Annotated in this window: 15 protein-coding genes; 8 read left to right on the top strand and 7 right to left on the bottom strand. The window is 43.7% G+C overall.

Annotation, left to right across the window (positions count from 1 at the left end; all coding sequences use genetic code 11):
* Positions 1-113: 113 nt before the first annotated feature.
* From GLO7428_RS21645 to GLO7428_RS21615, 7 genes are read right to left on the bottom strand one after another with little or no spacing between them, the layout of a single operon-like run.
* Complete coding sequence (locus GLO7428_RS21645; RefSeq protein ID WP_015190719.1) at positions 114-1,661, bottom strand: iron uptake porin; 1,548 nt, start codon at positions 1,659-1,661, stop codon at positions 114-116.
* Positions 1,662-1,671: 10 nt separating this feature from the next.
* Complete coding sequence (locus GLO7428_RS21640) at positions 1,672-2,688, bottom strand: phosphotransferase (RefSeq protein ID WP_015190718.1); 1,017 nt, start codon at positions 2,686-2,688, stop codon at positions 1,672-1,674.
* Positions 2,689-2,697: 9 nt separating this feature from the next.
* Positions 2,698-3,987: an aminoglycoside phosphotransferase family protein gene (locus GLO7428_RS21635; RefSeq protein WP_015190717.1), complete on the bottom strand. Its 1,290-nt coding sequence runs from the start codon at positions 3,985-3,987 to the stop codon at positions 2,698-2,700.
* Positions 3,974-5,821: an ABC transporter ATP-binding protein gene (locus tag GLO7428_RS21630; RefSeq protein ID WP_015190716.1), complete on the bottom strand. Its 1,848-nt coding sequence runs from the start codon at positions 5,819-5,821 to the stop codon at positions 3,974-3,976. Before GLO7428_RS21630 ends, GLO7428_RS21635 begins: the two co-directional genes overlap by 14 nt.
* Before the next feature lie 3 nt (positions 5,822-5,824).
* Positions 5,825-6,994, bottom strand: a complete 1,170-nt coding sequence (locus GLO7428_RS21625) for a glycosyltransferase family 4 protein (protein WP_015190715.1) — start codon at positions 6,992-6,994, stop codon at positions 5,825-5,827.
* A complete protein-coding gene (locus GLO7428_RS21620) occupies positions 6,994-8,223 on the bottom strand; it encodes a glycosyltransferase (RefSeq protein WP_015190714.1) in 1,230 nt (409 codons plus the stop codon). The genes GLO7428_RS21625 and GLO7428_RS21620 overlap by 1 nt, the downstream gene beginning before the upstream one ends.
* 15 nt (positions 8,224-8,238) lie before the next feature.
* Positions 8,239-9,600, bottom strand: a complete 1,362-nt coding sequence (locus GLO7428_RS21615) for a glycosyltransferase family protein (protein ID WP_015190713.1) — start codon at positions 9,598-9,600, stop codon at positions 8,239-8,241.
* A gap of 328 nt (positions 9,601-9,928) precedes the next feature.
* Here GLO7428_RS21615 and GLO7428_RS21610 point away from each other — a divergent pair, with 328 nt between their 5' ends.
* The 8 genes from GLO7428_RS21610 (at position 9,929) to GLO7428_RS21575 (ending at position 21,665) form a co-directional block, all read left to right on the top strand.
* Positions 9,929-11,149 (top strand): sorbosone dehydrogenase family protein, encoded by a 1,221-nt coding sequence (locus GLO7428_RS21610; protein ID WP_015190712.1) that lies wholly within the window; start codon positions 9,929-9,931, stop codon positions 11,147-11,149.
* Positions 11,150-11,392: 243 nt separating this feature from the next.
* Positions 11,393-11,743, top strand: coding sequence for a phage holin family protein (locus GLO7428_RS21605; RefSeq protein ID WP_015190711.1), 351 nt, complete (start codon positions 11,393-11,395; stop codon positions 11,741-11,743).
* A 40-nt stretch (positions 11,744-11,783) separates the two neighbouring features.
* Positions 11,784-13,115: a ferric reductase-like transmembrane domain-containing protein gene (locus tag GLO7428_RS21600; protein ID WP_015190710.1), complete on the top strand. Its 1,332-nt coding sequence runs from the start codon at positions 11,784-11,786 to the stop codon at positions 13,113-13,115.
* A gap of 22 nt (positions 13,116-13,137) precedes the next feature.
* Positions 13,138-13,278 (top strand): hypothetical protein, encoded by a 141-nt coding sequence (locus GLO7428_RS28045; protein ID WP_015190709.1) that lies wholly within the window; start codon positions 13,138-13,140, stop codon positions 13,276-13,278.
* Between the two features lie 645 nt (positions 13,279-13,923).
* Positions 13,924-16,752: a polysaccharide biosynthesis protein gene (locus tag GLO7428_RS21590; RefSeq protein ID WP_196797411.1), complete on the top strand. Its 2,829-nt coding sequence runs from the start codon at positions 13,924-13,926 to the stop codon at positions 16,750-16,752.
* A 522-nt stretch (positions 16,753-17,274) separates the two neighbouring features.
* A complete protein-coding gene (locus tag GLO7428_RS21585) occupies positions 17,275-18,729 on the top strand; it encodes a DUF4832 domain-containing protein (protein WP_015190706.1) in 1,455 nt (484 codons plus the stop codon).
* 415 nt (positions 18,730-19,144) lie between these two features.
* Positions 19,145-20,506, top strand: a complete 1,362-nt coding sequence (murJ, locus tag GLO7428_RS21580; RefSeq protein WP_015190705.1) for a murein biosynthesis integral membrane protein MurJ — start codon at positions 19,145-19,147, stop codon at positions 20,504-20,506.
* A 58-nt stretch (positions 20,507-20,564) separates the two neighbouring features.
* Complete coding sequence (locus tag GLO7428_RS21575; protein ID WP_015190704.1) at positions 20,565-21,665, top strand: glycosyltransferase family 4 protein; 1,101 nt, start codon at positions 20,565-20,567, stop codon at positions 21,663-21,665.
* The last annotated feature ends 23 nt before the right edge of the window (positions 21,666-21,688 follow it).

Below are 21,688 nucleotides of genomic sequence, written 5' to 3'. Positions count from 1 at the left end.
TTAATGAAACTGAACTACACCAGCTTGCGTTTATTTATTTATATCTTGAACTTACCGTAGTTACGCTTCTAGCAATAGAGTGAAATCCGATTACCAATTACCCTTTCTCTACTTCAAAATTCAAACGTCGTGCGGACGGTTCCTACATAAATCGTGTCATTATCTGCGTCGTGTTCGGGATTAGTAATCATAAAAACGCCAGGAGTAATGGCTAAGTTGTCATTCACTTGAAAGCGGTAAAAAGCTTCAAGGTGTAGTGAAGTCGCATCTTCTTCTAAATCTGCGTCAAATTCATTACTCACAACTTTTGGCGGTACACCGATGATGATCCCTGCTAAATTATCTTCTCCGGCTAAATCAGGGAAAGCTAACGACACAGCCCAAGTGAAGATATTTGCTGAAGGATTGTTATCAAGATCCGTTGCGGTTGCTTGAATCCAACCAACCCTACCGCCAAGCGTAAACTTAGGACTGACTTGCAACGCAGCTTCTACGCCGTAGGAGTTTCCTGTAATTGTCTCTGCTTCGTCATCAAACGGATCGTTGGAAAGTTCGCTTCCTGTACCCGTACTGATACTGTTGTACGAACGAATGTACGTCAAAGCAACATTTAGTGATTCGCTGGGTTGTACTGTTAACTGCGCTACCGCCGCATACGGACTTTGCCAAATTCCTACCTCTGAATCACTAGCATCGCTAGCCGCATAACCTACCTCAAAGAGAATTGCATCGCTTAGTTCATAAAAGAAGCTAGCGCCTGGCGCACTTCCTTGTCGCCGGATCGGATTTTCTCGCCCAAACAGCGATACCGCACCGTCACCGCTACTACTAAGTAAAGGATTAACCGTCGTTACAAAGTCGCCTAATCCTCCACCAACTATCGTTACATAACCGCTAGCGCGTTCTCCTACAGGGAAAAAATAATCTAAACGGCTGAGTTCTACGCTACTACCACTACTACCATCGATTCCCAAATTAGCCATCGGCGTACCTGCGGCGTCTTCAAATTCAGGAATATTGCGGGCTTGTAAGCGAACTCTTAAGTTATCTGTACCGCTGAAACTCGTATTAAAGTCTAATCTCGTTCGATAAGCGAGAATCAAGTTATCGTCAATTTCGTCATCACTTCCATCGGCTTTGCGATCGCCTGTCACGCCGTTGACAGCAAAAACGACTTCTCCTTCGAGTTTCGTTGTTGTCGAAAATTGTTGCGCTTCAAGTTCGGCGGTGCGGGCTTCGAGTTGATCGACTCTTCCTCGTAACACTGTTAATTCTTGCGCAAACTCGGTTTGTAAGCGTTGCAATGTTACGATGTCTTCTTGACGAATTGCATCTGCTGTGCTGGACGTAATTAAAGAATTAATTTGTGCTAAACACGCATTTAAACCCGCCGCGAACTCGTAGCGAGTTAACGCGCGATTCCCGCGATACGTTCCATCAGGATAACCCGCGATACAGCCGTAGCGTTCCACCAAAGAACTGAGCGATTGAAATGCCCAATCACTGGGTGCGACATCCGATAACTGCGAAACCGATGTCACTTGCGCGAGGGGATCTGTCGTATTAGAGGTTCCTAATGCACTAACAGGATTATTTGTCAAGAATGACGTTACACCGATTACGGTGAGGTGTGTTAAGATTTGCCTTACTTTTATCGTCATCAATCTGTTCTCACACGCAATGAAGGGCTAAAGATAGCCGTTGTTCGCAAAGTTCTAAAAGTGTCTCTGTAAATTTTTGCCTTTCGGGAAACAGCGTACTGATATAAATATGTCGCGCTAACGTCAGCGTTTTATATGCTTGAATCGTGGTTTGAGTTGCTGCACCACCCAGGCGGATAAATTCAGCGATCGCCGCTTCTTCTCGATCTATTAAAGCATCTTCGTGACCCAAAGTACGCAAGCTTTGCTCGGTTATGTGGGCTATAAAGTTGCCAATATCCAAACTCGGATCGCCAATACAATACAGATCCAAGTCAAGTAAGTAAATGCGATCGCCTGCAACCAAAACTTGATCGGGGTAAAAATCGCGATGAATTCCCCGCGTGTCTGATTCTGGCGTCGCACTACTGAGAAAATCGCACGCCGCAAGTAACCGCTCGATGCGTTGTGACCAATGCGGATATAATTGCTTGACCTGCGATAAGCGATCGCCTAAGATTTTGAGTTCGTCTGTCATTGTATGGCTGCGCCGAGGCACAATGTTTGCTTGCTGAAGCTTGTAAGCGCCTTGGGCAATGAATTTTGCTAAATCAACTCCTTCACTTTTTGGTAGCAAATCGGTTGCAAGCGTTCCTGCTATTTTGCGTTGCAGCCACATCTGAAATTGGGGAAGGATACCGACTGGTTCAGGAACCGAAATGCGATCGCTGCTTTTGGCATCAAAGCCGTTGTGCCAAAGTAACTGCATAAGTCGAAAGCTACAACGATCGAGTCCTTTGGCGCGGGTTTTGCCAATTAACGTGACAAACGATTGATTTTCCACGACATCGTATTCAATTAAACACCGTCGCCCTGGTTTATAGCGAATGACGCGAATCGCTTGCAGTTGCATAGGGTGCGTGTTTTGCCAAAGCGCCAGCTGATTGAATTGCTGTTGGACAGTTTCAGGATGCAATGCTTGTGCTAAAAATGGCATTTTGGCATCGCTGACGACATCGAATGGATCGATCGCTGAGATACTAGTCATAATTTCCTTTTATGCCGACTGAGATGCGCCTAAGAAAAGCGATCGCTGCAAAATTAGCTCAGCTTGCTGTAGGATTGCCACAGTTTTTTCATACCAATTGGATTCGCGGTAGCGAAAGGGTTCGCACGCAAGTCGGAATAAGGCGATCGCAGTGTATAACTCGATGCGGTTATCGAGGTGTGGCGCTTGATAGCTTTGTAACAATGCTGCTTTAATTTGTTGTAGGCGGTACGACGATAAGTCACCGCACAAGTTGTCACGTTCTAGTCGAGCAAGAAATGAGCCTAAATCCGCTGCTGGATCGCTACGTACCGCGCGATCAAAATCAAGAATCGTGACGTTGTTTTCGCTTAAAAGTACTTGTTCAGCGTTGAAGTCGCCGTGAATTGGGTACGTTAGCTGCGGTAGTGCGAGTAATCGTTCGGCAAATTGCCGTGCTAAGTTTTGGGCTAAGTTGGCAATTGGGGGATAAATAAAGCTTAAATCGTCGGCAATCGACAGCAAACTTTGTGCTTCAGCGTTGCGGCTAAGAATGTTGAGATGAGCAGGATTTTGCGCGTGAATTTCCGCTAATGCTGCGCCTGTCAGTGTAATTGCGTTGTCGTTCAACTGTGGTTGGGCGATCGCATCATTCAATGGTAAACGCGGTATCCACTTCAAAGCTAAAAGGCGATCGCGGTCTGAATAGCCCAAAGTTGGCGCGATGTGTAAAACTGTACCTGCATGAAAAGCTTGCGCGTTGGTTTTAGCTTGCGGGTAGTCTTCCTTTGTATACGCTTTCAGTACGGCTTGGATGTGATTATCAGTGCGCAGTTGTCCTACATAACGCCTTTCTGGTTTGTAGCGTAAGTTAATTAATTGTGTTGGTTGTAAATTAGTTACAAACATTTCACACAGCAATTGCTTGCAATCTAAATTCACAAGCTGCGGAAGTTGTGTGAGATCTCGATCGTTAGGGAAAAAACACACTGCGATTCCGTGCGTTTCTAGAATCAAGCGACCAACTCCTAAAGATCCTGGTACGCTGGTGCAATTTTTAAACTTTTGCAGTTTATTCCAGCTATCTGCACCAAAGGCTTTAGCATAAATTGGTACTTTGGTTCCGGCGACTTCTAATTCATAAGCGACTAAACAGTTGGTACTGCGTTTGTATCTTACATACGTGCTACGAATTGATTGGATGTTGATTTCAGGTAGCGACGTTTGTAACGCAGTTGCAAAAGCATCAACATCGAGTAGTACAGCTAATCCTGGTAATTCAGCATCGCGACGAATTAAGCTGCTATCAGCGGGTAACATGAGTTGCCTCCTGACGATTGTTGAGGTCGCGTTGTGCGGTTTGGATGTCGTATAATTCGGCATAGCGACCGTTGGTTTGCATCAGTTCTTGATGCGTACCGCGTTCTAAGATACGTCCGTTTTCAACATAAAGAATCAAATCAGCACGCGCTGCGAGATAGAGATCGTGGGCGATCGTGAAAGTCGTCTTACCCCAAGCAAGTCTTTCTAAAGCTTCGACGACAACTTGCTCATTTTCTTGGTCTAAACCTGTTGTCGGTTCATCCAAAATCAAAATGGGTGCTTGACGTACAGCAGCGCGGGCGATCGCAATGCGTTGGCGTTGTCCTCCTGAAAGCGTCACCCCGCGTTCGCCGACGAGGGTATCATAACCTTGCGGCAGATTTTGAATGAAATCGTGCGCATTCGCAATTTTTGCAGCAGTGATAATTTCCTCTGGTGTGGCGTTGGGCGAACCATAGGCGATGTTATCCCAAATACTCCCAGCAAATAACAAACTTTCTTGCAAAACGACACTAATTTGCGATCGCAGTGATGTTGCTGTATATTCGCGAATATCGCGTCCATCAATTAAAATGCGACCCTGATCGGGATCATAAAGCCGCAAAATTAAACTCGTTAATGTCGATTTACCACTTCCCGAATGCCCGACTAACGCAACTTGCTGACCTGGAGTGACGCTAAAATTAATGTCTTTGAGTGTGGGGTGTCCTGGTTCGTAGGCAAAGGTGATATTTTCAAACTCGACATATCCTTGAAATGGCGGTGCGGGTTTTGCGCCTGGAAGGTCTTGAACTTCGGGTTTTTGGTCGAGTAAGTCAATAATTCGTTCGCCTGCGGCGGTTCCTTTGGCGAGTCTTCCGGTGTATTTGGCAAAGTCTTTGACGGGTTTAAAAGCGTTTTTTAAGTAAGACAAGAACACCAGCAAGTCACCAGGCGTCAGTGCATTATTCAAGACTAATTGCGCGCCGCGTCCTAACACAATTGCTGTTGCGATCGCAATCAACAAATCGACCGTACGTTCTAAACTTGCTTCTAACCGTTTAGCTTTGACGCCATCTTTTAAGCTTTTGTGGCTTTGACCCGAAAAAGTCTGCGCAAACGTTTCTTCTAACGACAGCGTTTTGACAATTTTAATCGCGCCGATTGATTCAGCAGCTGTTGCTGCCATTGCACCTTCGCGCTGGCGTTGTTGGCGCGATACATCGCGAATGCGGCGAGTTAACCGCGCTGTCGCAATATAAAACAGTGGTACGGTCAGCAGTGCTAGCAGCATCAATTCTAGATGCAACCAGAACATCAGCGCTACCATCCCCACCAAAATCAGCGCATTACCAAGTAAAGGTAAAAACGCTGTGACAATGACATCTTTAAGCAATCCAATATCACTAATGACGCGAATTGTCAATTCGCCACCTTTGGCTTTGGTGTGAAACGACAGCGATAAACTTTGCAAATGGCGATATAAATCGTTGCGTACCTCAGTCAGGACGCGGTTTCCTGTTAAGGCAAAACCGACAGTGCTTCCATAAGCTGCAAGCGATCGCAGTCCTGTTATGACCACGAGTCCTAACGCGGATAGCCATAACAGTGCTGTTGGCGTGAGATTATCAACAAAAGGAATTCCCGATCCTTCGCCTGTGGGATCGATCACGCGGTCAAACACGAACTTTAAGGGCCAAGGTTCTAAAAGTCGCAGCCCAACCTCAGCGAGTAGTGACAACATCGACCCAATCACTAATGCTTGCTGTTTTTGAATATAAGGGCGAAAGCGCTGCAATATCTGCCAAAAGCTAGGCACAATTTCTTGCAGTTTCTGCGGACGACGACCCATCGATTAACTAACCTCCACACCCGAAGAACTTACTAAAGCAAGTGTTTGTTGCACGATCGCATCCCACGTATGGTTTGCTAGCACCGTTTGTCTTGCGGCTTGACCTAAACGCGATCGCAATTCTGGCTGCCACCGCAGATGATAAAGTAATGCTGCTAGCTGCAACACGTCACCAGGCGAATACAAAAGTCCATTTACGCGGTTTTGAAGCACGTGCGAGATTTGCCCGATGTTACTCGCAATGACGGGAAGCCCTGCTGCCATATATTCATAAACTTTCAACGGCGAAAAGTAAAAGTGCGATCGCAAAGAATACGGCGCAACCGCGACATCCATTGAAGCGAGTAATCCTGGAATTTGTTCAGCACTCACCGCACCTGTGAGGTGAACCGCATGAGTTAAACCGCGAGTTGCTAAGTCTGCTAGCACTTCGTCTTTTGTTGGACCATCTCCGACAATCAACAGCCGTGTTGTATTATCAGCACAATGCAGAATCTCAAATGCTTCGATCAACGTTGATAAACCATGCCATGGCTTCATTGTGCCGACAAAACCAACGGTGAAAACTTCTGGCAATGTGGGAATCGATGGAGTCAGATCGATGGCAAAGCGATGCGGATTGACACCGTTGGGAATAACCTGAATGCGTCCTTGTGCTACAGGGAAAGTTGCAAGATAATCAGCAACACCTTGCGATACGGCAACCAATGCCCTCGCTGCACCAAAAACGCGCTGTGCGATCTCATACGCGGCTTCGCGGTTGACTAATCCTCGATGTTGCGCGTGTTCTTCGATCAGTGGTGCATTGACTTCTAATATTCCTGGTATGTTTACAGCACGGGCGTATTCCATTCCCGTGAAACTCCACAGCGAGTAACGCTCGTAAACTAAGTCAAAATTGCCACTATTTTCTAGTGCCAAACGTAAGTCCAAGTTAGCTGAAATGGCAGCGGTTTCGCGTTGCGCGCGATCGCCTTTGGGGATTTTTGGCAGTTGGTGAAGGGGAACGTGTCTTAAATCGCGTGGTGGTTCTCCGCCCCAGCGCGTTGCAAATAACTCAACTTGATGCCCTTGTTTGCGTAATGCCCGAATAACTTCTTGAACGTGAATCGAGCAACCTTTACAACCGAATACAGGTATTCCTGGATCGGCACAAATATACGCTATTCGCATTATCTTACCTCCTGCATTGCTGTGACGGGTGCTGCACGAAAAATTGTGCGTAGATGCGCTGCGTTGCAGTGAATGTCAAAATTTGTCTCAATTAATTTCCGTGCTTGCGTTGCGAGTTGTACGCGCAATGCCGCATCGCTAAGTAACTTTTCGAGTGCTTTGGCAAGTGCGATCGCATCGTGTTGCGGTACCATTAACCCTGTTTCTTGATGCCGCAAGACTTCGGGAATGCCTGTCACGTCTGTCGAAATACAAGGCGTACCTAAAGCCATCGCCTCTAGTAACACTGTAGGTATGCCGTCGCGGTTGCTATCTGTACCAACAACGCACGGCGCTGCAAGTACCGCCGCCGATTGCACAATATCGATAATTTCACGCTGCGGACGCGGACCAATTAACTCGACACAAGATTGCAGATTTAATGTCTCAATTTGTGCGTGTAAGTCTTCGCTTAAATCGCCTGCACCAACGATTTGACACTCAAATTCGTAACCGCGCGCGCGCAAGAGATCGCAAGCTTCAACTAGATAGGCAAATCCTTTTTTCTCAATTAATCTGCCAACGCCGACGATCCGTAGTGGACGATGTTGCGGCGACGCGTATGAAAATTGCTTTAAATCTAAACCGTTGTATATGCGTTGAACTTTGGCGGCTGCTTGTCCGTACGTTTCGTTTAAATAGTTGAGATTATAATCACTGATTGTCACAACCGCTGCTGCATCGTGCAGTTTACGCGATAAATCGTCTGGTTGCACGCTTTCGTGGAAAATATCTTTGGCGTGTGCTGTGAAGGTATACGGAATTTCCGCGAAGTGGCTGGCAAGTCGCGCGACGGTTGTTGCCGAAGTGCCAAAGTGGGCGTGTAGGTGGGCGATGCCTCTATTGCGCGCTTCACACGCCAAGAGAATCGCTTGATGCACATCATGAACGTCCTCGCCGCGCGCGATCGCAAGTTTGCTCCATAATTCTGGTAAGACCGCGCTTGCCTGTTCTAGTACTGCCCACAACGTACTCCCTCGCAAGTCGTACGATAACAAATACTTTACAGGCGCTCTTACTTCAGATATAATGTTCTGAAAATATGCATCTACCGGCGGGCGTAAAGCAAAAATTTCAATCGCTAGTCCAGCAGCTTCGTGCGCTAAGATTTCCGAAACAACAAAAGTTTCTGAGTAACGGGGATAACGCTTTAAGACGTACCCTACTTTAAAAGTATCGTTCAAAGACATATTAAATTGATCCTGTTACGAAGCTTGGCTTTGGGTGGCGAAAGAAGATTGAGCGATCTCGCCCAGTAAGTACGGCAGGCGCTCTAAGCCATTAAGATCGACTAATGTTTGTCTAGGATGCGATCGCGGTGCTTGTGCTAGCCATTCGGAAATCGCTTGTGGATCGACATCATTCGGATGAAGTAAGTCGGTCAATCCAAGTTCTTGAAGGCGTTGCGCGCGAATCAGTTGTTCGGTACGCGGTTTGACACGCGGAACAATCAGCGATCGCTTACCGAAAGAAAGCAACTCACAAGTCGTGTTATAACCACCCATTGCGACGACACAATCAGCATGATGCAGGAGTTGTGTTGGTTCAGCGACAAATTCTAAAACTCGCAGTCGCGGACACGTTGCGGCGCGTTCATGTAAGCGCTGCCTCACTTGCAGTGGCATAAATGGTCCAGTGACAATGACTCCATTCGTATCTGGAGGTAGTGGCGCATGAGCAAAGGCTTCGGCAAGATCGGCTCCATCTTGTCCGCCTCCTACCATACATAGTGCTAAACGACCAGGCGGTAATTCTAAGCTTGCTAGCAATTCATGCGCTTCAGATTGAGTAAACTGAAGGCGTTGGCGTTGATCGAAGTAACCTGTATAGCGGACTTTATTGGCAACTTCCGCAGAAAAGTTGTACTCGCGCACAGGATCGTAAACAGTGGGATCGCCGTAAACCCACACCGCATCATAATATTCACAAATAGCTGCTTCGTTAGCTGCGCGTTGCCACTCGCGGTGTACAATTGCCGGAGCGTCAAGAATGTCACGCAATCCTAGTACGCAGTGCGTTTGTTGCTGACTTTTCAGGTATTCTAAAGCAGAATTCAATTCGCCGACTGCACCACGCGGAACATTATCCACTATAAAAACATCCGGTTTGAATGCTGCAAGTGCTGCTTGTATTGTTTGCGATCGCAAGGCAATAATATCCTTCAATGGCACTTCTAACCGTCGTGATTGATACTTGCCATCTACGTGCTTGTGCAGTGCCGGAAGTGCTAAATAATCGATACCGGAAGGAATATCAAAATTGCTTGCTTCTCCCATACCAGTAATCAATAAGATTGACGTCGGTAAGGAAGACTCAGCCAGTGTTTGGGCAATAAGTAAGTTACGGCGCTTATGACCTAACCCCATTGTGTCATGCGAGTAAAGCGCAATGTGTAACTTGCGTGCGTTTGTTGCGTAGTTTTGATGTTGCAGGGGTATCAACTGATAACCTTCCTTGGTAGTTGCTACAGTATTTACTGCCGAAGTTTGATTGCTGGAATTGATAGCGGATTGATGATCCCACCTTTGCCGCCGCTTGCGACGATTCTTCAATGACAGTTTTCTCATAGCTATTTTCCTCTACCCGCGAGCTTAAACTTGCATATCACAGATGCTTTTGTATAATCGGAGACAAGATTTTGGCTTGACTCATCTTCGCTGTAGTTATCGACTTTAATAAGAGATTATCTGCGGTTTAAGATCATATTAAGAATAGCTACTGTGTATAGAAGATTGCATGAAATATTGATGAGACGAGGATGAGAAAACTCTTATTTAGTCGTCAGACACGAGATGTCTTTATTGATGCGTACTCCATCAGATGGATGCGATCGCAATAGTAATGCTCTAAGTTGAGCCTAAAATCCGGTCGCAAAAAGATGGTTTAAGGCTTTTTATGAAAAAGGTCACGCGCCGAAAACTTGGATTGTTTTTGCTTGGATGGATTGCATTTTTAGGGTTCAGCATTCCTGTCTATTCGCAGCAGCCAGCACAACGGCGAATTGAACGAGTGGAAGGATATCTAGCAACGCCAGAACCACTTGAGTTTAATGAATCGCTCGTGCAACAACTCAGGATGCCCGCAGGATTTCGGATTAATGTCTTCGCCAAAGACTTAGGGAATCCTCGCAATATCGCGATTGCCCCCGATGGCACAGTTTATGTCACGCGCCGTGAAGAGCAAGATGTTATTGCACTACGCGATCGCAACCGTGATGGACGTGCAGACGAGATGCGGACAATCGCCTCAAATTTACCGTTTGTCAATGGAATTACGATTTATCAAAATCGCTTGTACTATGTCACCGATACGAGTTTGTACGCCTCTGATTTAGGTCGTAACGGTGCAGTTGGTACCCAAGTTTTGATTAACGATCTACCCGATGCAGGGCAACACCCTAACCGGACGATCGCGTTTGGTCCTGACGGTATGCTGTATATTTCGGTAGGAAGTACGTGTAACGCCTGCGACGAGCCAAACGACGAACACGCAACGATGCTACGCGCCCGCCCTGATGGCAGCGATCGCACAATTTACGCACAAGGATTGCGCAATACAATTCCTTTTGGTTGGCATCCGCAAACCAAGCAGTTTTGGGGACTCGACCACGGTAGCGACTGGCGGGGTAACGATCAACCACCTGAGGAGTTGAATTTGATCGAACAGGGTAAGCATTACGGTTGGCCTTTTTGTTTTGGCGATCGTCGTCCAGATGTTTATTTACCTGGCGAACCTGAGGGGAAATCTAAAGCAGAATTTTGCGCCACCACTGAACCACCAGTACTGACCTACACCGCGCACAGCGCGCCCTTAGCAATGGTCTTCTACACTGCGTCGCAGTTTCCCCAAGAGTATCGCAACGATGCGTTTGTAACAATGCGGGGTTCGTGGAATCGCAATCCGCCCGTAGGTTACAAAGTTGTCCGCATTCGCTATCAAAATGGTAAACCTACTAGAATCGAGGATTTTGTTACAGGTTTTCTCAACGAACAGCGCACCACGCAATTTGGTAGACCTGTAGGTATTGGGGTCACACCCGATGGCTCGTTATTATTTACTGATGATACGAACGGTGTAATTTATCGCGTAACGTATGCAGGTACAGCAAGAAGATAATTACTAGTAAATAAACTTTCTTCTTCCTTTAGAAAGATATTACTCACGCTTTTAAATGACCTTAAAAACACGCGCAGAACCTCCGCAGTTCAAGTTTCCTGTTGAAGCAAGTGACGTGGATTTATGAGGCGAAAATTTCCTCAAGCTTGTCACTTTTTTGCCACATTGTCTGCGAATACTAGATAAAGTGATGTTAGATGGCTCAATATTCTAGTTGAAATTTAGCATATCGGAGTGTTTGCGATGGGTATTATCATTACTTGGATTGTTACTACAATCAGTTTCTTAATTATTTCGAGACTACCCATCGGCGTAGAAATTGACAGCTTTGGTAAAGCCGCATTATCAGCCGCAATTTTTGGAATTCTTAATGCATTTGTTCGTCCAATTATTGCTTTTTTTGCTTTTCCGATTACTCTCCTAACTTTAGGGTTATTCAGCATTGTCATTAATGCAATTATTTTTGGCTTAGCAGCACTATTAGTGCATGGATTTCGCTTGCGTTGGGGAATTTGGAGCGCGCTGATCGGCACGATCGCTCTGAGTATTGTTAATTCGATTCTATTTAGTTTACTTGGAACAGTAGGATTGTAAATAGTTTAACGTCAATCTCAATTTACGTGGAAAGAGAAAGATGTTTCAAATGAAAAATCCCTGGGTTGCCGGAACCTTTTGGGTAGTTTTATATCTTTTAATTACGCTTTCTCCCTTGTTGATTCTTTTGATTCACCCAGTTCCAGGAGGAAGGGGATTTTGGATCGAATTTTCTGCCGCCTTGGGTTATGTGGGCTTAGCAATGATGATGTTGCAGTTCGCATTAACTGCGCGGTTTGATGCGATCGCGGCTCCTTATGGTATTGATATTGTTCTGCAATACCATCGCTATATTACCCAGGTTGCATTTGCGTTAATTCTGGCACATCCGATTATTTTGTTCGTTCGCGATGCAGAATATTTACAGCTACTCAATTTTTTTGAGGCACCGTGGCGGGCAAGATTCGCGGTAATCTCGACAATCTCATTAATTTTGCTCGTTGTCACTTCGCTGTGGCGGCAGAAGCTCAAGCTTAACTACGAAGTGTGGCGCACTAGTCATGGAATTTTGGCTGTCCTGGCGGTGGGGTTGGGGTTAGCTCATGCGTTTGGCGTTAATTATTATCTAGCGCTACCTTGGAAAGCATTGTTGTGGATACTCTTAGCACTGCTTGCTTTTGGTTCGTTGATTTATGTTCGTTTAATCAAGCCGTGGTTAATGACGCAAAAGCCGTATCGAGTCGAAGCAGTAGTACCACAGCGAGGTGATGTTTATACATTGGTACTCCGTCCGCAAGGTCATGAAGGTATTCGTTTTTTACCAGGACAATTTGCTTGGTTAACGCTCGATCGCTCTCCTTATCGCATTCAAGAGCATCCGTTTTCATTTTCTTCTAACGGCGATCGCCCCGATCAAGTTGCACTGACGATCAAAGCCGTTGGTGACTTCACAAACACTATCAAAGATGTCCAGCCAGGAACAAAAGCTTTTCTTGATGGTCCGCACGGGGCTTTTACTCCCGATCGCTTTGATTGTAGTGGGCTGGTACTCATTGCAAATGGTGTCGGCGTTACACCGATGATTAGCATTCTGGTAACGCTTGCTGAACGCGGCGATCATCGACCGATTCGTTTGATTTATGCCAATGGTTCTTGGGAAGATGTTGCTTTTCGCGAAGACTTGGAATATCTCAATAAGCGATTAGATAGTCTTACGGTAACGCACGTGATTAAGGAACCTCCGGATGATTGGCCTGGAGAATCAGGCTATGTTGATAAAGACCTGCTAGCACGACACATTCCGCAAAATCGCGAAGGCTGGCGTTATTTTCTTTGCGGTTCTCCCCGCTTTTTAGATGAAACCGAAAAAGCTTTACACGACTTAGGAGTACCTGCAAAAGCTATTCACATGGAACACTTTAATCTTGTTTGATGGAGGTCATAGCTCAAGAATTATGCGTTTCAATATTATGCTCGAAGTTGTTGCTTTTATTTCGGTTGTCTTGGTTTTGACATCTGCTTTGTTCGGCTATGTCCAAAGAAATCCGGTCGAGCCAAGTATAGATTCCGGTTGGGTTGAACCAACTAACCAATAAACTTTATGCGCATGCGATCGCGTTTTTCCTGATTTTCCTTCCTAGAACGGGGTAAAGACCAAAAAAAGTTGAATGAGTTCAAAGCAAAGTCCTCGCAACTCAAGAAGTCCACTGCGGTGGACTTTATTTTTGGCTGTGAGTTCATTCGCGATTTTACTCAGCAGAAATGCGCAAGTAGGATAATTGTCGATAAGCGCTAGTTTATATCTACCTAAGGGTAGTATTTTAGGTATTAGCTTTATAGTAACTGTTCTTATACTATAAGCAAACTTCACAAACCAAGCTCGAAACTTTACATAAGCTTTAATTAATAATTGGTAAAAATTAATCTCGATCAGTGGTAATCTGTAAAAACAATTAAATTTTCTGTTTACAGAAATTAAGTTTGTAGACATTAGCAGAATGGCAACCTTTTAGCAAGGTTGAAGTTACTTATTGTAAAGCGAAGAATCAATTCTATTCAGCTGTGCGTTATGACTAAAAGAGGAGTGAATTTAATTATATTATTAGTCCACTAATTTTTATTTATTGTACATTTTTGGAACTTCAGCTAATAAGTCGCAGTCTGTCAGTTTCAACGAATTAAATATTAAAAAAAATCCATAAAATTCCTTCCTCGATTTTGATTGAGGAAAGGACATTCTATTGAAAATTTGCCAGGAATGTAAAGAGATGGTAGATGCCCTATCAAAGGTTTGGTTACGCTTACGTAACCGCCACTTTTTTGTCGCCGATGCAGTGATTTTTTTGCTGACACCTGCATTAGCACTGGCTTTGCGCCTTGATAAACTATTTGTTTTCAGAGTTTACGGAACCGATGTTCTTATTGTAACAGCAGTTTTTTTAGTAGTAAAGATATTACTGTTGTATCAATTTGGCTTTTATCGTAGATGTTGGCGTTACGCCAGTATTGATGAATTGATTCAAGTCGTCGCTTCGATGGCTGCGGTCTTAGTAGTTCAAACTTGGTTATTTTATGTGCTGTATTACACGACTGATTTAATCAGTGATTTGCCGCGATCGCTGCCGTTGCTCGATGGAATACTTAGTCTCATATTGGTAGGTGGAATACGCTTTAGCGTGCGGGCACTCGAACGCGTGTGCCAACTTCCGAAAACAAATCAGCAATACGAACGCGCGTTGATCGTCGGTGCAGGTCATGCAGGCGTATCAATGGTGCAAACAATTCAGCACAACCCTAAACTTGGTCTTTATGCGGTTGGTTTCATTGACGACGATCCCACCAAGCTAGGCTTACGGATTCGGGGAGTTCGCGTACTTGGCGATCGCCATAGCATCCCTAACATTATTCGCGCTTTTGATATTGAGCGCGTGATTATTGCGATGCCTACAGTTTCTGGGAAAATGATTCGCGAAATTGTCGATCGCTGCCAGTCGCTGGGGGTGGCAACAAGTACTTTACCCAGCATTCATGAGATTCTCAGCGGTCATGCTCGTGCTGCCAGTATTCGCGATGTCAAAATTGAAGACTTACTACGGCGAGAACCAATAAAAACAAATGTGGAAGCAGTATCGCACTTCCTCAATGGCAAACGAGTTCTGATTACAGGTGCAGGCGGCTCAATCGGTAGCGAGATTTGTCGTCAAGTTCTTCAGTGCTGTCCTGCCGAAATTTTGCTTGTTGGACACGGCGAGAACTCTGTGTTTAACATTCAGCAAGAACTTCAACAAGCCTTAGAAACTTGGCATCGTTGTTCTACCAATATCCCTCGGCTGACGACGTTAATCGCGGATATTCGCTTTGCTGCGCGTTTAGATTATGTTTTTGAGCAATTTAAACCGGACATTGTTTTCCACGCCGCAGCACATAAGCACGTGCCTTTGATGGAAGCCAATTCTCCCGAAGCAATCACAAACAACGTTGTGGGAACCAAAAATTTGCTCGATTTGGCGCTGCGCTACAACGTCAAACACTTTGTCATGATTTCCACCGACAAAGCTGTGAATCCCACAAGCATTATGGGTGCAAGCAAAAGAGCCGCAGAGATGTTGGTTCTTAAAGCCGCGCAAGTCAGCAAAAAACCTTTTGTTGTTGTGCGATTTGGTAATGTTTTGGGCAGTAGGGGCAGTGTTGTTCCAACGTTTAAGCGACAAATCGCCGCAGGAGGTCCGATTACAATTACGCATCCTGACATTTGTCGTTATTTTATGACAATTCCAGAAGCTGTACAACTTGTGTTGCAAGCTGCGGTAATCGGTCACGGTGGCGAAGTTTTCATGCTTAATATGGGAGAACCTGTCAAAATTGTCGATTTGGCAAAAGATTTGATTCGCCTTTCAGGTTATGAAGTCGGTAAAGATATTGATATTGTGTATACAGGGCTACGACCAGGCGAAAAACTCTACGAGGAATTGTTTATTCCTGGCGAACGCTACGAACCAACGCAGCATGAAAAAATTCTCTCAGTGTGCAACGCGAGTGGCATCATTCCTGAAAATTTAGAGTCAATGGTCGCAGCGCTTTGCAAAGCTGCCGATTTGAATGACAATCAAGCGATTGTTTCTTTGCTACAGCAGTTGGTGATTGAGTACAAGCCAGGCGGTAGCAATGCGGCTAAAAAGAGTGTCAGCGATCGCGCTTCTTTCAGTGCCAAAGGCGATCGCACTTTTCGTCAACAAAATCTTACTCAAGTTACGTCTGAATCACTACAACTCGAAAAAGACTTAAAACGGGCATTAATGCAACGCGAGTTGCGGATTCACTATCAACCGATTGTCAACTTAGTAACGAAGGAAATTACAAGCTTTGAAGCTTTATTGCGCTGGCAACATCCGCAACATGGTTTGATTGCGCCCGCAAAATTTATCAATATTGCCGAAGACACAGGCTTAATTGTACCCATTGGTTGGTGGGTATTACGTCAAGCGTGCCAACAACTTCAACTTTGGCAACAGCAATTTCCGCATACGCGCTTGGGATTGAGCATCAATCTCTCGCGTCAGCAGTTTTTTCAACCTGACTTAAGCGAACGAATTGCCCAAATTTTAGCAGATGTCCATTTGGCAGCAGGTAGTTTAAGGTTAGAGATGGCTGAAGATGCGATCGTAGAAGATGATGAGTATACTTCAGCGCTGATTCGACAGTTAACTGCTTTAGGCGTGCAATTGCAAATCGATAATATTGGTGTTGGTTACTCGTTTTTAAGCTTGCTTCTGCAACTACCACAACTACTACAAAATAAAAAAATTAGCAGACTGAAGCTCGACCGCACGCTCGTTAGTTGTGACGACAGTGAAACTGCGGAGATTATGCAAACGATTACAGCGATCGCGCACGATTTGCATATAAATGTGACAGCTACCGGAGTCGAAACAACAAAACAGCTTGCCCGTGTCAAAGCACTCAATTGTGAATACGCGCAAGGTTATCTATTCTCTAAACCTTTAGAAGATAGCGCAGCAGGAAGATTGCTAGAACAGCAGTTGCGATATCAAATTTCACATCCTAAATGATGACTGATCCTAATTAAATTGCAACTTGAGCTAGCAGCTATATCTCCGGTCGTTTTTATCAGTTATACTATTTTGCTCCATGAGCGTTACAACTAACTTCTTTCTTCTCCCCATCTCCATCCTCTTGGGAAACTGGAACCATAAGCCCGCCCTGCTGCCTTATATGTATCAACCTTAAAACGAGACGGTATAACCAGTTCGATAGCATTCACAAGCTTTAAACTTGCAATGACGATCAAGAGTTGATTCTAGTAATCGAATAGAAATAATATCTAAGTAAAGCTCTCAAGACTTTACTTATTCTTCAATGTAAATTTACTGAATTTTAAGTAAATTTTCTTAATGATATATAAACAACAAACCTGAACTTAATCTATTTATCAGTAAAATTTCCCTGGATTCCAAAGAAAAGGTAAAGCTAACTTTGATTTGTAGTAAGGTTGTGTAAAGTTATATTCTCATCTAGAAGATGAGCCTTGATGACACAACGAGCAAGTTAAATTTCCCTTATAGCGACCAGTAATGACAAAAGTTTTTAAACTACCCGTAGTGTTAGCAATTATGAGCATGAATTTGATGGGTTTGTGCCATGCAGCAGCTAACTCTGATACTACTACGATGTCATACACAAGTAGTGAAGAAAATTTTACTAACCCTGAAAGAGGCTTTTATGTTTCGATGGAGCCGATTGGCAATAAAGCCATCTCACCATTAGAACTCTCTGAGCTACAGAAGATTAGAAATAATAATATATCTTTAGTTCGTAAATACTACCTGCTATCTGACTTCAGAAATAAACCAATATCGCAGTCTTTCCTAGAGATGATATCGAACGACTGCCAAACAGCGCGTAAGGCAGGAGTCAAATTAATTGTCCGATTTACATACAATTGGTTAGGTGGGGGTGATGATGCTTCTGCAAATGTTATTCTTTCCCACTTAGACCAATTAAAGCCATTATTAGAAGCTAACTACGATGTCATTGCTTATATGGAAGCAGGCTTCATTGGTAACTGGGGAGAATGGCATAAGTCTAGCAATAATCATGTTGACTCTTGGACTTTAGACGCAAATAATAATGCCAAAAACATTTTACATAAACTATTGTCTGTATTACCAAACCAACGGATGGTAGCGCTGCGTTACTTCAAGCATAAAAAGCAGATCCTTGGCAGCGATCCGCTATCATCTACAGAGGCATTTAATAGTTCTTTTAGAGCTAGAACTGGTCATCACAACGATGCTTTTCGTGCTGGTGTAGATGATATGGGAACATACAGCTATGTTAATCCTGTCCAAGTAGCGCAAGAAAAAGCCTGGCTCAACCTTGATACTAGATACGTAGTGCAAAGCGGTGAACCTGCGGGAGTGGCTAGTTCGCTAGCTTATACTGACTGCAAAGGTACTTTAGCTGATTTAGCACAGATGCACTGGAGCGCAATGTCAATTAATCAGTCTGATTCAACACAAGTTTATCAGAAGTGGCAAACGCAAGGTTGTATGGAAGAAATCAAGCGCCGCTTAGGGTATCGCTTCCGCCTCTTAAATTCAACTGTGCCAAATAGAATCAAACCAGGTAGTACTTTTTCGATGAAGTTTACTGTAGTAAACGATGGTTGGGCTAGTCCATATAACCCCCGTAGGCTAGAAGTTATTCTCCGCCATACTCAAACTGGGCAAGAGTACTATCTTCCTGTAGCCGAATCTTTACGGCGATGGACACCTGGTGTTACTACTGCCGTCAACGTTGAAGGTAATCTTCCCAACAACATGGCTGCTGGCGATTATCAAGTACTCTTGAATTTGCCCGATCCTCATTACAGATTACGAAACCGCCCAGATTATTCAATTAGGCTAGCTAATAAGTCTGTGTGGGAGCCATCTACTGGGTATAATTCTTTACTACAAAATGTCAGAGTCGATGCGACAGCAACAGCAAGTCCGTATTCTGCTAAGCGCTTCTTCGCCGCCCGCTAATTGCAAATAGGAACTTTTCTACAAACCCTGCGTCACCTACAGCGGAACACTAAATATTATAATGTTCCGCTATGTTTTTGTAGGGCAGAAATTAGAATTAAAAGCTAATCTTTTATCAAATCATAGGTGTAGCAACCATACTATACACGCTAACTGTTAAACTCTTGCCACTTTTAAAAAAATAACAAAAAAGTAGTGTGTATTTCTATTTAATTATTGTAAAATAGTTTGATATATTTAGATAAATACATACGGATTACTTGTACTACGAATAGTTTTAGCTTTAGCATTTCTTCAATTAAAAAAATAGAAAAATAAGGCTACTTCACTAGTAAATAAAATTTATTATTAGCCATTATTAGCAAGTATTATAAGTTGAAAACGCGTATCGAAGTCTATTTTTATCCCTTAACAAGTGCAAAAACTATTTAACACATGGGAAAAGCTGACAAACGGCTCCATCAATCGTAAAATTTTTGGAGCAGCTATTACAATTGCTACATTAACTTTACTTGTTAAAGTGGTAGCTGTAGGTAAAGAGTTAGTCATTGCTTGGCGGTTTGGGACTGGAGATGCAATAGATGCATTTTTGATAGCTTTATTATTGCCTGCTTTCGTCATTAATGTGATAGCTGGCTCTTTTAATGCGGCGTTAGTTCCTACATATATTCAAGTTCAAGAACAGCAAGGAGTCAAAGCGGCACATCAGCTTTTCTCAGGAACTATGGTTTGGGGATTAGCATTGCTAGGAGTAACGACTATCATTATGGTAATAGGTGCGCCAATCTATTTACCCTGGATAGCAGGTGGGTTTGATGCAGAAAAGCTAAACCTCACTTATCGATTGCTATATTCAATTGCACCCCTCGTCATTTTAAGCGGTATTGTTGTTGTTTGGGGTTCAGTTTTAAATGCGGCAGAGCGTTTTGCTTTAGCAGCCTTTTCTCCAGTTACTACACCAGCCCTGACAATATTATTTCTCTTAATTCAACCTTGGGGCATTTTTGCGCTAGCGGCCGGGTTAGTCGGCGGTACAGTGCTAGAAATGTTGTTGTTAGGAATAGCACTTCGCCGCCAAGATATTTCTTTATTTCCCAAATGGTATGGAATTGATAGTTCTCTCAAGCAAGTAATACATCAGTATACCCCAGCTGCGATCGGAGCTTTTTTGATGTGCAGTACTGTTTTAGTTGATCAATCGATGGCAGCAATGCTAGCACCAGGAAGTGTAGCAGCGCTTAACTATGGTAATCGAGTGATTGCTTTTCCAATAACTTTAGCAACAACAGCACTGAGTACTGCAATTATTCCTTATTTGTCTAAGATGGTTGCTTGTAATGATTGGGAAGGAATACATCGCACATTAAAGCAGTATATACTGCTAATTTTTGCAGTGACGATACCATTAACGGGGCTGTTCATTGGGTTTTCAGAACCTGTTACACGAATACTCTTTGAGAGAGGCTCTTTTACAGCTAACGATACTACAGTTGTTGCTCAAATTCAGGCTTTGTATGCAATACAAATCCCTTTCTATATTGCCAATATCTTTGTTGTCAAGCTAATTACTTCAATGCGGCTCAATCACTTACTGATGTGGGTCTCTTTATTTAATTTGATATTTAATATAGTATTTAATTATATTTTTATGCAATGGATTGGAATTCAAGGTATTGCATTGTCAACAAGCTGTGTTTATGTTTTTTCTTTTATGTACCTTTTGTTTTTTACAAAGAAGAATCTCAAAAGAATTTCTCTGATTAATAATCAGAGTTAGAAACAATAGTAAATAAGCGTTCTTTTCGGTAGATCGAAACTGTAGGAATACTTGAGCAATGCGATTAACCTTAGTCATTCATGCCCTAACCGCTGGTGGGGCAGAACGAGTTATGTCAATTATGGCAAACTATTGGGCAGCTAAGGGATGGGATATCACCTTAGTAACGATGGATGATGGTTCTATAGCTCCGTTTTATGAGTTAGATTCTCGCATTAAGCATATTCCTTTAGGACTCGCAGTAAAATCTCCCAATTTTGTGTGGGCAACTTGGCATAACTTAAGACGAGTTTTCATTTTGAGAAATACATTTTATCAGTTACAACCTGATGCTGTTATTAGTTTTCTTGATACCACTAATATATTGACTTTGCTAGCAACGCGGTCATTAAAAATTCCAGTGATAGTAGATGAGCAAAACCACCCAGCTATGTATTCTATTGGCAAAAGTTGGGAAAAACTACGCACATTGACGTACCCTCAAGCTAGTCGAGTTGTCGCAGTTACTGCTAGAGCGTTAAGTTATTTTTCCCCAGCAATACAGTCGCGTGGCTATGTTATTCCTAATCCTGCCTTATCAGTGTCGCATGAAAATTTAGCAACGCTAAAGTTAGAAAAGCCGTTTTTTATTGCCATAGGTAGACTAGAAGAACAAAAAGGTTTTGATATTTTATTACACGCTTTTGAGCAAGTAGCCAATTCCTATCCTCAGTGGAAACTCATCATACTTGGTGAAGGTTCTTTACGTCCGCAGTTAGAAGCTTTAATTTGTCAATTAAATTTAGTGGGACGCGTTCAGCTTCAAGGCATTGTTAAAAATCCGTTTAGCTTTTTGCAGCAGGCAGAATTCTTTGTCATGTCTTCACGTTATGAAGGTTTTCCTAATGCTTTATGCGAAGCAATGGCTTGTGGGCTCCCAGCCATTTCAACTGATTGTCCTAGTGGTCCTAGAGAAATTATCCGTGACAATGTAGATGGTATCTTAGTACCGAGTGAAGACGTGTCAGCATTAGCTACAGCAATAGAGCGTTTAATAGCGGATGAGAAAGAACGTCAGCGTCTCGCAACTCGTGCAGTGGAGGTTACAGAAAGGTTTAGTTTAGAGAAAGTGATGAATATGTGGGAAGCGTTACTCGTAGAAGTGATTTCACAAAAGTGAAAGTCGTGGTTACTAGCTAGTCA

This window comes from Gloeocapsa sp. PCC 7428, assembly GCF_000317555.1.
Taxonomy (GTDB): Bacteria; Cyanobacteriota; Cyanobacteriia; order Cyanobacteriales; family Chroococcidiopsidaceae; genus Chroogloeocystis.
This window is presented reverse-complemented; position numbering and strand designations above follow the sequence as displayed.

Excerpts from the sequence above, each read along its gene's own strand:
- GLO7428_RS21575 (WP_015190704.1), top strand. The coding sequence starts at position 20,565 with ATGCGATTAACCTTAGTCATTCATGCCCTAACCGCTGGTGGGGCAGAA.
- GLO7428_RS21625 (WP_015190715.1), bottom strand. The coding sequence starts at position 6,994 with ATGCGAATAGCGTATATTTGTGCCGATCCAGGAATACCTGTATTCGGT.
- GLO7428_RS21610 (WP_015190712.1), top strand. The coding sequence starts at position 9,929 with ATGAAAAAGGTCACGCGCCGAAAACTTGGATTGTTTTTGCTTGGATGG.
- GLO7428_RS21635 (WP_015190717.1), bottom strand. The coding sequence starts at position 3,987 with ATGTTACCCGCTGATAGCAGCTTAATTCGTCGCGATGCTGAATTACCA.
- GLO7428_RS21645 (WP_015190719.1), bottom strand. The coding sequence starts at position 1,661 with ATGACGATAAAAGTAAGGCAAATCTTAACACACCTCACCGTAATCGGT.
- GLO7428_RS21585 (WP_015190706.1), top strand. The coding sequence starts at position 17,275 with ATGACAAAAGTTTTTAAACTACCCGTAGTGTTAGCAATTATGAGCATG.
- GLO7428_RS21615 (WP_015190713.1), bottom strand. The coding sequence starts at position 9,600 with ATGAGAAAACTGTCATTGAAGAATCGTCGCAAGCGGCGGCAAAGGTGG.
- GLO7428_RS21620 (WP_015190714.1), bottom strand. The coding sequence starts at position 8,223 with ATGTCTTTGAACGATACTTTTAAAGTAGGGTACGTCTTAAAGCGTTAT.
- GLO7428_RS21605 (WP_015190711.1), top strand. The coding sequence starts at position 11,393 with ATGGGTATTATCATTACTTGGATTGTTACTACAATCAGTTTCTTAATT.
- GLO7428_RS28045 (WP_015190709.1), top strand. The coding sequence starts at position 13,138 with ATGCGTTTCAATATTATGCTCGAAGTTGTTGCTTTTATTTCGGTTGTC.
- GLO7428_RS21630 (WP_015190716.1), bottom strand. The coding sequence starts at position 5,821 with ATGGGTCGTCGTCCGCAGAAACTGCAAGAAATTGTGCCTAGCTTTTGG.
- GLO7428_RS21600 (WP_015190710.1), top strand. The coding sequence starts at position 11,784 with ATGTTTCAAATGAAAAATCCCTGGGTTGCCGGAACCTTTTGGGTAGTT.
- GLO7428_RS21640 (WP_015190718.1), bottom strand. The coding sequence starts at position 2,688 with ATGACTAGTATCTCAGCGATCGATCCATTCGATGTCGTCAGCGATGCC.